The organism is Thermoanaerobacter kivui, assembly GCF_000763575.1.
In the GTDB taxonomy this organism is placed as follows: domain Bacteria; phylum Bacillota; class Thermoanaerobacteria; order Thermoanaerobacterales; family Thermoanaerobacteraceae; genus Thermoanaerobacter; species Thermoanaerobacter kivui.
Genome location: NZ_CP009170.1, coordinates 707,991 through 720,743, shown reverse-complemented (window position 1 = coordinate 720,743; position 12,753 = coordinate 707,991). Strand labels below are relative to the sequence as shown.

At 33.5% G+C, this 12,753-nt stretch carries 14 protein-coding genes and 1 pseudogene; 5 read left to right on the top strand and 10 right to left on the bottom strand.

From position 1 onward, the window contains the following. Positions 1–9 precede the first annotated feature (9 nt). On the top strand, positions 10–879 hold the full coding sequence (locus TKV_RS03555) for a phosphatase PAP2 family protein (RefSeq protein ID WP_049684773.1): 870 nt from the start codon (positions 10–12) through the stop codon (positions 877–879). Positions 880–990: 111 nt separating this feature from the next. On the opposite strand, the gene TKV_RS03550 is transcribed toward TKV_RS03555, so the two are convergent. Next, a complete protein-coding gene (locus tag TKV_RS03550; RefSeq protein ID WP_049684772.1) occupies positions 991–1,479 on the bottom strand; it encodes a ribonuclease H-like YkuK family protein in 489 nt (162 codons plus the stop codon). 109 nt (positions 1,480–1,588) lie between these two features. Continuing rightward, entirely contained in the window at positions 1,589–2,398 is an 810-nt protein-coding gene (locus TKV_RS03545; protein WP_049684771.1) for a lipid II flippase Amj family protein, read from the bottom strand. A 186-nt stretch (positions 2,399–2,584) separates the two neighbouring features. On the opposite strand from TKV_RS03545, the pseudogene TKV_RS03540 reads away from it, so the two are divergent. From TKV_RS03540 to TKV_RS03530, 3 genes and pseudogenes are all read left to right on the top strand, one after another. Continuing rightward, positions 2,585–2,932 (top strand): annotated as a pseudogene (locus tag TKV_RS03540) (MFS transporter); the annotation flags it as partial. Positions 2,933–3,037: 105 nt separating this feature from the next. Next, positions 3,038–3,445: a nucleoside-diphosphate kinase gene (gene ndk / locus TKV_RS03535; RefSeq protein WP_003867735.1), complete on the top strand. Its 408-nt coding sequence runs from the start codon at positions 3,038–3,040 to the stop codon at positions 3,443–3,445. A gap of 57 nt (positions 3,446–3,502) precedes the next feature. Then, complete coding sequence (locus tag TKV_RS03530; protein WP_049684769.1) at positions 3,503–3,838, top strand: hypothetical protein; 336 nt, start codon at positions 3,503–3,505, stop codon at positions 3,836–3,838. Positions 3,839–3,840: 2 nt separating this feature from the next. Here TKV_RS03530 and TKV_RS03525 read toward each other — a convergent pair whose 3' ends face one another. From TKV_RS03525 to TKV_RS03515, 3 genes are all read right to left on the bottom strand, one after another. Continuing rightward, the gene (locus TKV_RS03525) at positions 3,841–6,516 is read right to left on the bottom strand and encodes a calcium-translocating P-type ATPase, SERCA-type (RefSeq protein WP_049686198.1); all 2,676 of its coding nucleotides are present in this window, start codon (positions 6,514–6,516) and stop codon (positions 3,841–3,843) included. 67 nt (positions 6,517–6,583) lie between these two features. After that, the gene (locus TKV_RS03520) at positions 6,584–7,294 is read right to left on the bottom strand and encodes a DUF2225 domain-containing protein (RefSeq protein ID WP_049684768.1); all 711 of its coding nucleotides are present in this window, start codon (positions 7,292–7,294) and stop codon (positions 6,584–6,586) included. A 55-nt stretch (positions 7,295–7,349) separates the two neighbouring features. Then, a complete protein-coding gene (locus TKV_RS03515; protein WP_049684767.1) occupies positions 7,350–8,399 on the bottom strand; it encodes a YkvI family membrane protein in 1,050 nt (349 codons plus the stop codon). 176 nt (positions 8,400–8,575) lie between these two features. Here TKV_RS03515 and TKV_RS03510 point away from each other — a divergent pair, with 176 nt between their 5' ends. Next, entirely contained in the window at positions 8,576–9,487 is a 912-nt protein-coding gene (locus tag TKV_RS03510) for an LCP family protein (RefSeq protein ID WP_049684766.1), read from the top strand. 10 nt (positions 9,488–9,497) lie between these two features. Here the strand turns inward: TKV_RS03510 and TKV_RS03505 are convergent, their stop codons facing one another. From TKV_RS03505 to TKV_RS03490, 5 genes are read right to left on the bottom strand one after another with little or no spacing between them, the layout of a single operon-like run. Further along, a complete protein-coding gene (locus TKV_RS03505) occupies positions 9,498–10,277 on the bottom strand; it encodes a tyrosine-protein phosphatase (protein WP_019907510.1) in 780 nt (259 codons plus the stop codon). Further along, positions 10,277–10,987 (bottom strand): CpsD/CapB family tyrosine-protein kinase, encoded by a 711-nt coding sequence (locus TKV_RS03500; protein ID WP_049684765.1) that lies wholly within the window; start codon positions 10,985–10,987, stop codon positions 10,277–10,279. Before TKV_RS03500 ends, TKV_RS03505 begins: the two co-directional genes overlap by 1 nt. Before the next feature lie 24 nt (positions 10,988–11,011). Continuing rightward, positions 11,012–11,425 carry a YveK family protein gene (locus tag TKV_RS14095; protein ID WP_236617333.1) on the bottom strand — a complete coding sequence of 138 codons (414 nt, stop codon included), beginning with the start codon at positions 11,423–11,425 and terminating at the stop codon, positions 11,012–11,014. Next, positions 11,413–11,760, bottom strand: a complete 348-nt coding sequence (locus tag TKV_RS14090; RefSeq protein ID WP_236617330.1) for a YveK family protein — start codon at positions 11,758–11,760, stop codon at positions 11,413–11,415. The genes TKV_RS14095 and TKV_RS14090 overlap by 13 nt, the downstream gene beginning before the upstream one ends. Positions 11,761–11,785: 25 nt before the next feature. Beyond that, positions 11,786–12,733: a YveK family protein gene (locus TKV_RS03490; RefSeq protein ID WP_049684764.1), complete on the bottom strand. Its 948-nt coding sequence runs from the start codon at positions 12,731–12,733 to the stop codon at positions 11,786–11,788. Positions 12,734–12,753 lie beyond the last annotated feature (20 nt).

The window sequence follows — 12,753 nt, the reverse complement described above, 5'->3', positions numbered from 1 at the left end:
GGTGATAAAATGCAAGCTGACATATTAAAAGCCATACAAACCATAACAAATCCATTGTTAGATTATTTTTTTATAGCTATAACAATGTTAGGTAGTGCAGGCTTTTACTTTATCTTTATCCCGCTATTTTATTGGTGTGTAGATAAACGATTTGGCTTAAAGCTTGGACTTATATTGATAAGCTCCATATACGTAAATACAATATTAAAAGAAATAACAAAAATAAATAGGCCAATAGGCTATCCGGGAATAAGGTCTGTATTTACACAATCAGCAGGAGGATATTCATTCCCAAGCGGTCATGCGCAAGGTTCTACAACTGTTTGGGGGACTTTAATGGTACACTATCAAAAAAAATGGCTGTGGTATGTAGGAATCGCCATCGTATTACTCGTATCATTTTCGCGAATGTATTTAGGTGTCCACTGGCCGATAGATATTATTGGCGGAATATTGATAGCTGTTTTAATAATAATTTTAAGTGAACTTATTGAAAGCATCGTGAAAGAAAGCAATTTTAACATAAGTTTATCTTTTAAAGTTATTTTGTCAATTTTAATCCCTGCGCTTTTTATATTAATTTTCCCTCACAAGGATATTTATGAATACATGGGTTTAATTTCTGGTACTTTAATAGGTTATTTTATGGACAAAGAAAAATTTGATTTTACTGTCCATGCTCCTCTTCAAAAGCAAATTTTGAAGTTACTAATTGGCATAATTGTATTTTTTGTACTTAAAGATGGATTAAAATTTGTGTTGCCTTCTGGAAATATTTTTAATGCAATAAGGTATGCAATTTGTGGACTGTGGCTTTCTCTTGGTGCACCTTATGTATTTAACCTTTTTAAACTAAATGACAAACTGATTAAGGCATAGAGTTTACCTATGCCTTTTTTGCACTAAATCCTTTATTTATAATATTTGAAAAGTCTCCCTTTGATTCAATAGATTAAGTAAAAAAACAAGACCTCCCTTTTTTAAGAGGTCTTATCCAATATTAGCCATGCTTTTAGTATGTTTGTCAGCCACTTTGCTGGCACCATAAGAAGAGGGTTTTACTTGAGCTTCAAATCCACACCCTAATACCATGTTTACAACTTCTTTTATGATGTCCCTCGTTTTGCCGTTTTCACCCACATCAAGATGTATCTCAATGTTTATATCTTTTTTGTCAGTTTGATTAAGCCTTTCAAAAAGCTGGTTTGCTACTTCTATGCTGTAAGTAGCCTCCATAAAAATCCTTTGTTTCAGAGAAGGAATTTTTTTGTTGTAAAATTTCCTATAATAATACCTCGCACCTTTCCCTTCTCGATATATGATTACAGCAGTAACAAAGCATACGGATTTGCCCGGTTGAGAATCCGTACCCACCATCAGCTTGTAGCTGGATTGCCGGTCTCCTTCCACAAACTCCATGATATCTTCGAACATTTTGTCGATATCCATTCTTCCCTTCGTTGGATTAATGAAATACAATGACCCCATCTCCTTTAATTGCCAATTGCTTAGCGCAATTAAACTATTTTATATTTTTAATTATACAACATTTTCGTTAAAAGTGTATTAAAAATTTTTTACGTTTTTGTTAAACTATCAATTTTGTGACAAATAATATTAACTCTGCTGCTGGAACAAAAACAAGCTGCGCCAGTAAAGTTCCAAATATTTTGCCGAAAACCAGAAGTACCGCCATTTTATCTACATCACTTTGTGGCCTTTTTCCGTTTAAAGCCTGGTCAGTAATAAGGGCAGCAACAGGGTCAACTACAACCGTAAATAAAATAGTGGCAAATCCATTCACTATTCCTGAAAGCTGACTGGCTGTAATTCTATACTCTGGTATAATGGCCCCAGCGTATAGAGAAGACACAATACCTGTGGTGTATATAGAAGTGATTATCACGTTATATATCAAAAAACTTTTGGGTATATCCGCTTCCAGCACCCCTTTTAACATGGACAACTTTGGCACAACAATTTTTTTCTTAAGCTTTTTAAAGTTTTTCCATCTAAAAACCTGAAGGATAAGTTTTGGTACTGTCCCTGCTCCTTCCATTCCGTTTATGGCAACAGTAAAAATCGATACAAAAGTGGGCATCAAAGGTGCTCCTATCAATGCCCCTAATGTAGCTGAAAAAAGTACAATTCTCATATCATTTTGAAGGAGATAGACCTTGTCCATTTTTATCGCCATATCTACAATACTGCCAAGAAAAGGTGCTTGAATCATATTTGATAATCTTGATATCACAGCCATAATATTAAAAAGCGAAAGAGCAACAGCAAGCTTTCGAGTTCTTACACCCGAAGGTCTTATTGAATAAGAAAGTGTGTCAATCAGATTTATGACCATTGTGAAAAAAGCTACTATCATCAGTCTTTTTGCATCTATCATTTGTCCCATCCATTCTTTTCTTTATTTAAAATTCCTCTATAATTATATTGTACAATGCCTTTTTTTTCAACATTTATCTTTTGCTAAGTGCGTGTAAAGAATTAGTAGATAACTTATTTAGCTGACATTTTGCACAGACTTTTGCCAAAGATTGTGGTATAATTTATAGTATCGGAGTGAAAATAAATGTCACAAAAACAGTACAACAAATGGTTAATTCTTTCTGCAGTTGTCATTGGTAGCATAATGGGGCCAATTGACGGAAGTATAGTCAACATAGCAATGCCAGAATTTACAAAGATTTTCCACACAAATATAACAACAGTAAGCTGGGTCTCCATGACATATTTATTAGTTTTAAATAGTCTAATGATGACTTTTGGAAGACTTGGCGATATGATGGGTTATAAAAAACTGTATCAATACGGCCTTTTGACTTTTTCAATATCTTCTGCGATCTTGAGTCTTTCTGTAAATATATATATGTTAATAATTATGCGAGCTTTCCAAGCAATAGGAGCTGGCATGCTAATGTATTAAAGGAGCTTATATAGCCGCCGGAATCTTTTCATTGATATGCGCCTTTACTTCTCTTGTGAGAAATAATGTCAAATTAATACAAGGAAAGGATTGATTTAAATGGAAACCACTCTTGCTATAGTAAAACCCGACGGTGTCAAGAGAGGGCTTATAGGAGAAATATTAAAAAGATATGAAAACAAAGGTTTAAGGCTTAAAGCGGCAAAAGTAATAACTCCAACAATTGAGCTTTTAGAAAAGCACTACGAGGAACACAAAGGCAAGCCTTACTACAAACCTTTAATACAGTACATGTCCTCAGGTCCTGTCTTTGCAATGGTACTAGAAGGAGAAAACGCCGTAAAAATAGTAAGACTTTTAAATGGTGCCACAAAAGTAGAAGAAGCACTTCCTGGGACGATAAGAGGTGATTTTGCCATAAGCACCACTTTTAACATCATACACGGCTCAGATAGTATTGAATCTGCAAAGAGAGAAATAGCACTGTGGTTTCCTGAATTAGCATGAATATTTTTGTGGACAGGGCATAAACTCTAATAGAGAAAACTATTGGAGGTATACCTTATGCCCAAAATAACAGTAGAAAGTAAAAATAACCAGTACGGAATCATCTACGGAAGAATTGATGACTATAACTGGTACGCATTGGTACAAAAAGAAAAAGTAAGTTACGGAATAAATCCTGTTACTTTAGAAAAAGGAGATGGGAAAGTTTCAAGATTGTTTGTTTACAAAAAATTTTCTTCCAAGATTCCCAATAACTTTATAAAATCAGTAGTGGCTGATTACAGACATAAATGGAATTGGTTAGAAAAAGACAAAAAAGAGCTAATTACAAGATTAGTAAATTATTTAGAACTTCGATATTCTCTAAAAGTATTAAAGTCTAAGGCGAAGTGACTTCACTTCGCCTTAGTTAATGGTACTATATAAGCAGTATAAAGATTGTTAAATACAAATTCTATTGAAGAGAAAAACACCACCACCAGCCAATCATAGCCAGTAAGCACTGTTGTCCTAAACACAACACTTAAAGGTGGAACATATATTGTAGCTAAGAAAAGCAAAAATGATGTTAAAACTGCTAACACCAAGTAAGGATTAGTAAAAATCCCTATCTCAAAAATTAAATTTCTTTCTGACCTGCATTCAAAGGCGTGTATCAGCTCTACCATCACTAATGTAGCAAAAGCTATAGTTCTAGCTCTTTCTAATGTCCCATAGCTTAACGCAAATACATATGACCCAAGAGTACTCATTGCCATCAAAAAGCCCACTATAATGATTCTTATACCCAATCCTCTTGAAAACACACTTTCTTTAGCCTCTCTTGGTTTCATCATCATTATATCTTTTTCAGGAGGATCCATCCCCAAAGCTAAAGCTGGTAACCCATCAGTAACAAGATTGACCATTAATATTTGAATTGGAGCAAGAGGCAATTTTAAGGCCATTAAAGCTGCAAAAAACATAGTCAAAACTTCTCCAAAATTACAAGAAAGCAAAAATCGTATAAACTTTCGTATATTGTCATAAATTATTCTTCCCTCTTCAACAGCTGCCACAATAGTAGCAAAATTATCATCTAATAAAATCATAGAGGAAGCCTCTTTTGCAACTTCTGTTCCTCCTTTTCCCATAGCAATACCTATATCTGCCTCTTTCAAAGCAGGGGCATCATTTACACCATCCCCTGTCATAGCTACTGTAAAACCTTTGTTTCTAAGGGCTCTGACAATTCTGAGCTTATGTCTTGGGGTTACTCTTGCATAAACACTAATATTTGTACAAGCTTTCTCAAGGTCCTTATCGCCCATTTTATCTAAATCCTGCCCTGTGATTACTTTATCATTTTCCCCTAATATTTTTAATTCTTTTGCTATAGCAGTTGCAGTAATCTTGTGGTCACCTGTTATCATAACAGGTTTTATTCCTGCCATCTTGCATTTTAAAATCGCCTCATATACTTCCCTTCGAGGAGGGTCTATCATCCCTTCCAATCCTACAAAAACCAAATCTTTTTCTATAAACTCCGCAACCATTGGAAATTTAGGAGGAAGCTTTTTATAAGCAAAGGCCAATACTCTTAAAGCTTCCCTGCCAAAACTTTCATTGATATCTAATATTCTTTTTTTATCAAAAACAGTAAGTGGCACTTCTTTTCCTTCTGTATATTTATATGTACAAAGGTCCAACATTACATCTGGTGCACCTTTTACATAGGCATATTTTTCACCGCTTATCTCCACAATAACGGACATCCTTTTTCTATATGAATCGAAAGGAATTTCCTCTATTCTTTTAACATTTTCTACCAATTCAAGCGAAAGTCCTGATTTCATTGAAAAAGAAAGTATAGCAGCTTCGGTAGGGTCTCCTAAGTATTTTTCTTCTTCTAAAGCTTCTTTGCCAATTTTTATCTTCTCCCTCTTAATCTTTGAATTATTGCACAATGCCCCTATCTCCAACATTTTTCTAAAGGCACTTCTCTCTTTATTTTTTATTTTAGTAAATTCTTTACTTTTATCACCTTTTACTTCAAAAACTTCTTCATCGCAAAACACTTTTGTCACAGTCATTTTGTTCTCTGTCAAAGTACCTGTCTTATCCGTACATATTACATTAGTGCATCCCAAAGTTTCAACAGCAGGTAATTTTCTTATTAACGCATTTCTTTTAAGCATCCTTTGTACCCCAATAGCCAAAGAAACTGTAACAACAGCAGGAAGTCCCTCAGGAATAGCAGCAACTGCAAGACTTACACCTGATAAAAACATATAATACAAAGACTCTCCTCTTATTATTCCTAATACTACTACAATACCACATATAGCAAGAGCTCCAGCTACTAACACTTTTCCAAGTTTATTAAGTCTTTTTTGTAATGGCGTTTCATCTTCTTCAATATCTTTAATCATCCCTGCAATTTTCCCCATTTCTGTTTGCATACCTGTAGCAGTTACAATAGCTTTCCCTCTTCCTTTCGTAACAATTGTACCCATATAAACTACATTACTATTAGTTACTGCCGCTCTTTTTACATTGTTTACAGCTTCCTTGTGGACAGGGACTGACTCACCAGTCAAAATCGATTCATCCACTTCTAAATTATGACTTTCTATCAAAACAGCATCTGCTGGAACTTTATCTCCCGCCTCCAATATAATAATATCATCTATTACAATCTGAGAAGCCTTTATCTCTTTTTGTTCTCCATCCCTCAAAACTTTTGCAATATGCACTGCAAGTTTTTTTAAAGCTTCCAAAGACTGCTCTGTTCTATATTCTTGGATAAATCCTAATACAGCATTTAAAATGACGATTATCGTTATTGTCAAAGCATCCGCTAATTCTCCCATCAAAGCAGAAATTAAAGTTGCTGCCAATAAAACCATCACCATAAAATCTTGAAACTGATTTAAAAATATTTGCAAAGGACTAACTTTGTGCCCTTCCTCCAATATATTCGGCCCATATTTCAATAACCTTTTTTGCGCTTCTTGACTATTTAAGCCGGTAAAGTCAGTTTTATCAAAGTAGTAAATTGTTTGTTGCATTTGCTTCTTACCGTAAGACATCCCAATCCCCTTTCTTAAACTTTTTGCTCTCTTAATAAAATATGAGGGCATTCTAAAAAACATGCCCTCATTCTTTTAAACTTTGCCATCCATCTCTTGCAAGATTGACTATTAAATTATGTCGAGACCTATCAGGATGATTTATCACTTTATTATACCATTTTAATGCCTCTTCCCTGTTGCCTAACATTCTATTAAGTTCTGCTATCATATATATGAGAAGTACTTCTTCTTCATATATATCTGAACCACTATAGGCTTTTATATAAGAATCCAATGCATATTTCAAATATTTTTCTTCATTTGCCTTATCATTTAAAATCCTATATATCCAAGCAATTCTAAGACAAGTCTTCGAAAAAACTATGGGCTTATCTTCTTTTATCTGGGAACAATATAAAGCCAATAAATAGGCTTCTAACGCTTTTTGAGGTGTTCTTTCACCAGAAAATTCTCTTTTAACCCACTTAGCCGTTACCAGTGATAAGATTTTTTCCTTTTTGTCATTAGTTATTCTGTCAAATTCAGATTCCAAAGCAGCATATCCACAATTTGGGCATACAATAACTTCATAAAAGAAAGGATTAATGCCATCTTTATATTTAGTATAAAAATCTCTTTCTCTTTCTTCCACCTTCAATTGCGAAGATCTTACTTTGGTATATGTAAACTCTTTTTTACATACTGGGCATACAGTTTTTTTATCGTACAAATATTTGTTTCCCAATATTACACCTCCGTCCAACATTAGTCCTATTAAATATTTTAACATACTCATCTACATTTTTCGACATTCTATAGATAAAAAATTAGCTATACCTCAAAAATTGAAATTATTTGTGATTTATTATTCTATATGTAAGGCCAATAAGCATAATAATGCCTCCATAACCAGCGATAGGATATAAATGATGAACAAGTTTTGCAAAACCAAACCCACTAGCTATAAGGGCCATTCCCCCCGAGGCAACAGTAAAAATCTTATATTTCACTGACCCAACTTCTGTAAACCTTGCCGCAAACCCATATAGATTTCCAACAGCCGTAGTATATATTTCTGCAATCAAAATAAAACTGTATACAAATTTCAAAACCGGTGAAATATTACCAGCAACATAAAGCATGGGTATCTCATATAAAGAAGCAGTAGGCATATTTATAAGAATTGTAAAAAATATCAAAAACGCACCTAATCCTAATCCCATTCCTCCTAATATAGCTCCCCATCTTAGTTTTGACCTGTCGTTGGTTTTCTGTCCAAGAGGAGCAAGAATGGCAACTGCCATCAAAAGATTATAGGAAGCATAAAGTACTCCCGACAATGCAAAATTTTTTACTGCAGCTTTAAAAGGAAAGTCAGCAATTGTTATAACCGTAATGTCTGGTCCATAAAAAAGGGAAAAAATACCCACAATGATTATGGCAAGCAAGAGCAAAGGCACTACAAAAGAAATGGCAGAAATAACTCCTCCAATTCCTGTTAATACTGTTACAACCGATAATACTGCCATTACTACACCACCAAAAGCAGAAGGAAGCCCAAATTGCTCTTCAAAAATTGCACCACAACCTGCTATCATTGCAGATAGTGCTCCAAACAAAAAAAATGTAACTACTAAATCTATCACTCTTCCAAATAAAGGTCCCCCAGCCTTCATGATGACCTTTTTATAGGAAGAGGCATTAAGCCTGTTACCTAATCGTAAAATTATATACCCATAAAACACAAACATAAAAACAGCAATTACAAGCCCTATAGTTCCTTTTACTCCGTGATATGCAAAAAACTGCAATATTTCTTGTCCCGAAGCAAATCCCGCCCCTACTACTGTTCCTATATAGCTTGCAGCAACTTTAAAAGCCGAAATCTCTTTTCTACTCAAAAAAAATCCCGCCTTTCTTTCTATTTTAAATATATTTTTGGCGGGAGAAAAAATATTATTCTTTTGTAAAAAACTATTTACTTTTTATCATAAAATGAGTTAAAATAATAGTTGTGCCATAACAAAATATTCTAATACGTTACATTTTTTATACACAAGCAACAGGGTGAAAACAAATGAAAAAAAGAAAATGGTCTATTTTCTTTTTAATAGTAGCTATTATAGCTTCATGTGCCTTTTTTGTATATTATAAATACATCCATATAACAAAACATCCAGAATCTGTATTTAATAATGATAACAAAAATAATATTTCCAATTCTGAACAGGCACTATCTAAAAGTAAAATATATATTGCCTTTTTAGGCTTAGACAAAGATGATGAAAGAGTACACACCATAGGAAATTTTAGGACTGATACTATAATGATATTTTCAATTGATTTTAATGGTAAAGTCGTAAAAGTTCTTTCTATTCCGCGAGATACATATGTAGATATTCCCGGATTTCATAAAGACAAAATAAATGCTGCATATGTATATGGCGGTATGGGAGAAAAAGGTTATGCTCTTAGCTTAAAAACCATAAGTGATTTTTTAGGTATCAATGTGCCTTATTACATTTCAATAGACATGCAGACAATACCAGATATTGTAGACGCAATCGGTGGTGTACCTCTCGATGTAGAAGTAAACATGCATAGCCATGGAGCCAACCTAGATAAAGGATACCAAATTTTGGATGGTCAAAAGGCTTATCAGTATGTAAGATGGAGATATGACCCCATGGGAGATATAAACAGAGTTAAAAGGCAACAAAAGTTTATAATTGCCTTTGCTAGCCAGCTTAAAAGTAAAGCAAAAGATGTTTCTACTTATATAAATTTATACAATACTTTTAAAGGAAAGTTGTGCACTAATCTCAATTATGAGCAAATACTTGCCTTAATATACTTCGTTAAAGACGTATCACCAGATTCGATAGAAAAATTCACAGTGCCAGGAGACTTTTATGATTTAAATGGAATAAGTTATTGGAAACCAGATATAGAAAAATTAAACGAGGTGCTTCAAGAATTCACAAAATAAAGAGACGCAGCTAGAAGCGTCTCTTTATTTTGTGAAACCAACTTAGTTTCTTTTTTATTGGTTCTATCACTTCAATATCTTCGCCATTAATCACTTTTTGACTGTTACTAATCAAATAGTCTATGTAGGCATCTTCAATTCCTTCTTTTTTTAAAGTCTCTAAAGCTTTTGATATCTTAGGCGCTCTTCCCCTTGTTGTATGAGCATCAGAAGCTATAAAATGCACCATATTGTGTTTTATAAGCTCTAATGACTTATACCTTATCTCATCTCCAAACAAGCCTGTAATGCTTGTAGAATTAATTTGCATAAGCGCTCCTTCGTTAATTAACCTGTATATTATATCAAAATCTCCTTTAACATATGAATATCTTTCTATGTGAGCTATAATAGGAGTAACTCCTATCACCTTAAAGTCAAATATTACATCCTCTATGTATTCCGGATAACTAGCTACTGGTAATTCTATCAAAATATATTTACCCATATCATTTATTGACATAACTTCCCCTTTTTTATAACTTTCCACTAATGTAGGAGAAACAAAAGCTTCACACCCTGGAATTATCTTTAAATCTATGCAATTTTGAATTAAAAACTCATTTACCTGCTGACAAGTATTTAAAATACTCTCTTTTGATATTTCATGCTCATATTCTATATAATGAGGTGTCGCTACAATTGACTTTATACCATCTTGTACTGCAATAAGTGCCATTTCCTTCGAAATGTCCAAGGACTCAGCACCATCATCAAGGTTAGGTAATATATGACAATGTATATCCACCATTATCTTTTCCTTCTTTTCTTATGTTGTGGGTTATTATCATCATAATAATAATAGTAATAGTAGTATCCTTTATGGCTTTCTTTTACTCTATTTAGTACAACCCCAAGAATATTAGCTTTTACACTTTCTAAAATTTCTTTTGCTCGGCTGACTGCTTCAATTTCTGTTTTCCCAGCTTGTATAACAAGTATTATTCCGTCAACCACTGGCGCTAATACTACTGCATCTGTAACAGTTACAACAGGAGGACTATCTATAAATACATAGTCGTAATCTTTTTGAATATTACTTAATAATTTTTTCATTTTATTCGAACCCAATAACTCTGCTGGATTAGGTGGAATCGGTCCGGAAGTTAATATATGTAAATTACTGTAGCTGTTATCTATATTTAAATAAGCCTCATAGTCCCCTTCATCTATCAATAAATTTGTTAAGCCTCTACTATTAGGCAAATATAAAAGTTTATGAACTGTGGGATTCCTTAAATCTGCATCTATTACAATAACTTTACTTCCTGTCAAAGCTACAGAATAAGCTAAGTTTTTAACAACAGTACTCTTTCCCTCATTAGGTAGTGAACTGGTAATTAATATACTTTTAACTTTTTTATCTACACTTGTAAATTGCAAATTAGTTCTTAAAGCACGAAAAGCCTCAGCAAAAGGCGATTTTGGATCTGCTACAATTAGATTTCTTGCTGCTACCATTCATTTTCACATCCTCACCTAAATTTAATTTTTTATTTCGGGAATGACACCTAATACAGGTAAGTCCAAGTATTTCTTTATATCTTCTGGGCTTTTTATAGTTCTATCCATATATTCCAATAAAAATACAATAAAGACGCTTATCATAAAGCCTAAAATAGCAGCTACCGCAATATTCAAACTTGTTTTAGGACTAATTTTAGAGGTTGGTGGAATAGCTTTATCAATTACTTGCACATTATCAATGTTCATTATTTTTACAATGTTTTCCACAAATGAATCCGCAATCGCATTTGCTATTTCTGCTGCTTTACGAGGGTCACTATTTTTTACGCTTATCTCAATAATCTCTGTGTTACCTTTAGCTGCTACATCTACACTATTTTTTAATTGGTCAACAGTTAGAGGTAGTCTCAGTCTCTCAATTACTGGCTGCAAAACTCAGGGCTAATCCAGTATCCGCCTTGTCCAAAGTTGCTCAGTCTCTCAATTACTGGCTGCAAAACCCTCCTGCTTTTAACAAATTCACTATAAGTGGCAGCTAGCATCCTACTAGTTTGTATATCTTGAACTTGTATCTGACTATTGTTAAGCGCGGAACTTTGTGTTCTGCTGACTATCAAAGAAGTACTCGCTTTATACACAGGAGTAGCAATGAAATATGAAAATATCCCACTCATTATAATCGATAAAAGAGTTATACTTACTATCATTTTTGCTCTTTTTCTCGTAATAAGAAAAATTTCTCGCAATTCAAGTTCCTCTTCTGCCATTTTTAAACCCCTTTCCTCTTTTCTCCTAAGCTTTTACAGTAGTTCTTTTAGGGTCAGTATTTTTCCAATATTCCATAAAAAACACTATAAAAATACTGACCATAAGTCCCAACATAAATGCTATAATTATATTCAACAACTTTTTAGGAGCTACTGGTTTATCCGGCACTAACGCTTTGCTAGTTATAAGAATACTCTGTTTGCCAAGGTCTGATTCTTTAACCAATTCCAGTATATTATATTTTTCTAACATTATATCTCGTGTGCTTTTTAGTAAATCCAACTGTTTTTGTTTCTGCTCAATTAAAAGCTTGTCTTGAGAATTTGTTTGAACTTTATTAAGTTCCGCTGTTGCCTCTTTTATTTTATCATTTTGGAGAGTTATAAGTTTGTTCAAAGTTTCGATTAATTTATCTGTCTGCCTGTTATTCCTCTCAATGATATAAGTCCGAAAATTTTGGGCTATTGTATCTGCAATTTTTGCCGCAAGCTTTGGATCATTTTCCTTTACAGTTACTGTTATAAGATTTGTATTATTAACAACAGAAACTGAAATTTGCTTTTTTAAATTTTCTACTGTGTACTTTTGAGGATCTAATCCTAATTGTTTTACAGTATTCATAAGAACAATAGGATTAGTAACCTCTTCTTTAAATGCCTCCACTGACATATCAGGATATTTCAAAAGTGAAGACAGCAACAAAGATAAATCTTTTTCTATGCTGTCACTTTGTACTGCCGGCAGATCTGAATCTTTCCCCGGAAGAATAACCGTGGTATTCGAACCAAAAAAACCTGTTTCAGGTGTTACATCAGTAACAGACAAAGTTGTAGTAGCTTCATAGGTGGGTTTTATTATGAAAAAACTAAGCACTGCTGCTACTAAAGTTGCAGCAAGAGTTACAATAATGATTGTTTTTTTATATTTTAAAATTACCTCAATAAGTTCTCTTAATGAAATTTCTTCCTCCAATTTTATTCTCCTTTCGCTTT

Coding starts and splice junctions, on each gene's coding strand:
- TKV_RS03555 (WP_049684773.1), top strand. CDS start 10: ATGCAAGCTGACATATTAAAAGCCATACAAACCATAACAAATCCATTG.
- TKV_RS03545 (WP_049684771.1), bottom strand. CDS start 2,398: ATGATAGATGCAAAAAGACTGATGATAGTAGCTTTTTTCACAATGGTC.
- ndk (WP_003867735.1), top strand. CDS start 3,038: ATGGAAACCACTCTTGCTATAGTAAAACCCGACGGTGTCAAGAGAGGG.
- TKV_RS03530 (WP_049684769.1), top strand. CDS start 3,503: ATGCCCAAAATAACAGTAGAAAGTAAAAATAACCAGTACGGAATCATC.
- TKV_RS03525 (WP_049686198.1), bottom strand. CDS start 6,516: ATGTCTTACGGTAAGAAGCAAATGCAACAAACAATTTACTACTTTGAT.
- TKV_RS03520 (WP_049684768.1), bottom strand. CDS start 7,294: ATGAGTATGTTAAAATATTTAATAGGACTAATGTTGGACGGAGGTGTA.
- TKV_RS03510 (WP_049684766.1), top strand. CDS start 8,576: ATGAAAAAAAGAAAATGGTCTATTTTCTTTTTAATAGTAGCTATTATA.
- TKV_RS03505 (WP_019907510.1), bottom strand. CDS start 10,277: ATGGTGGATATACATTGTCATATATTACCTAACCTTGATGATGGTGCT.
- TKV_RS03500 (WP_049684765.1), bottom strand. CDS start 10,987: ATGGTAGCAGCAAGAAATCTAATTGTAGCAGATCCAAAATCGCCTTTT.
- TKV_RS14090 (WP_236617330.1), bottom strand. CDS start 11,760: ATGGCAGAAGAGGAACTTGAATTGCGAGAAATTTTTCTTATTACGAGA.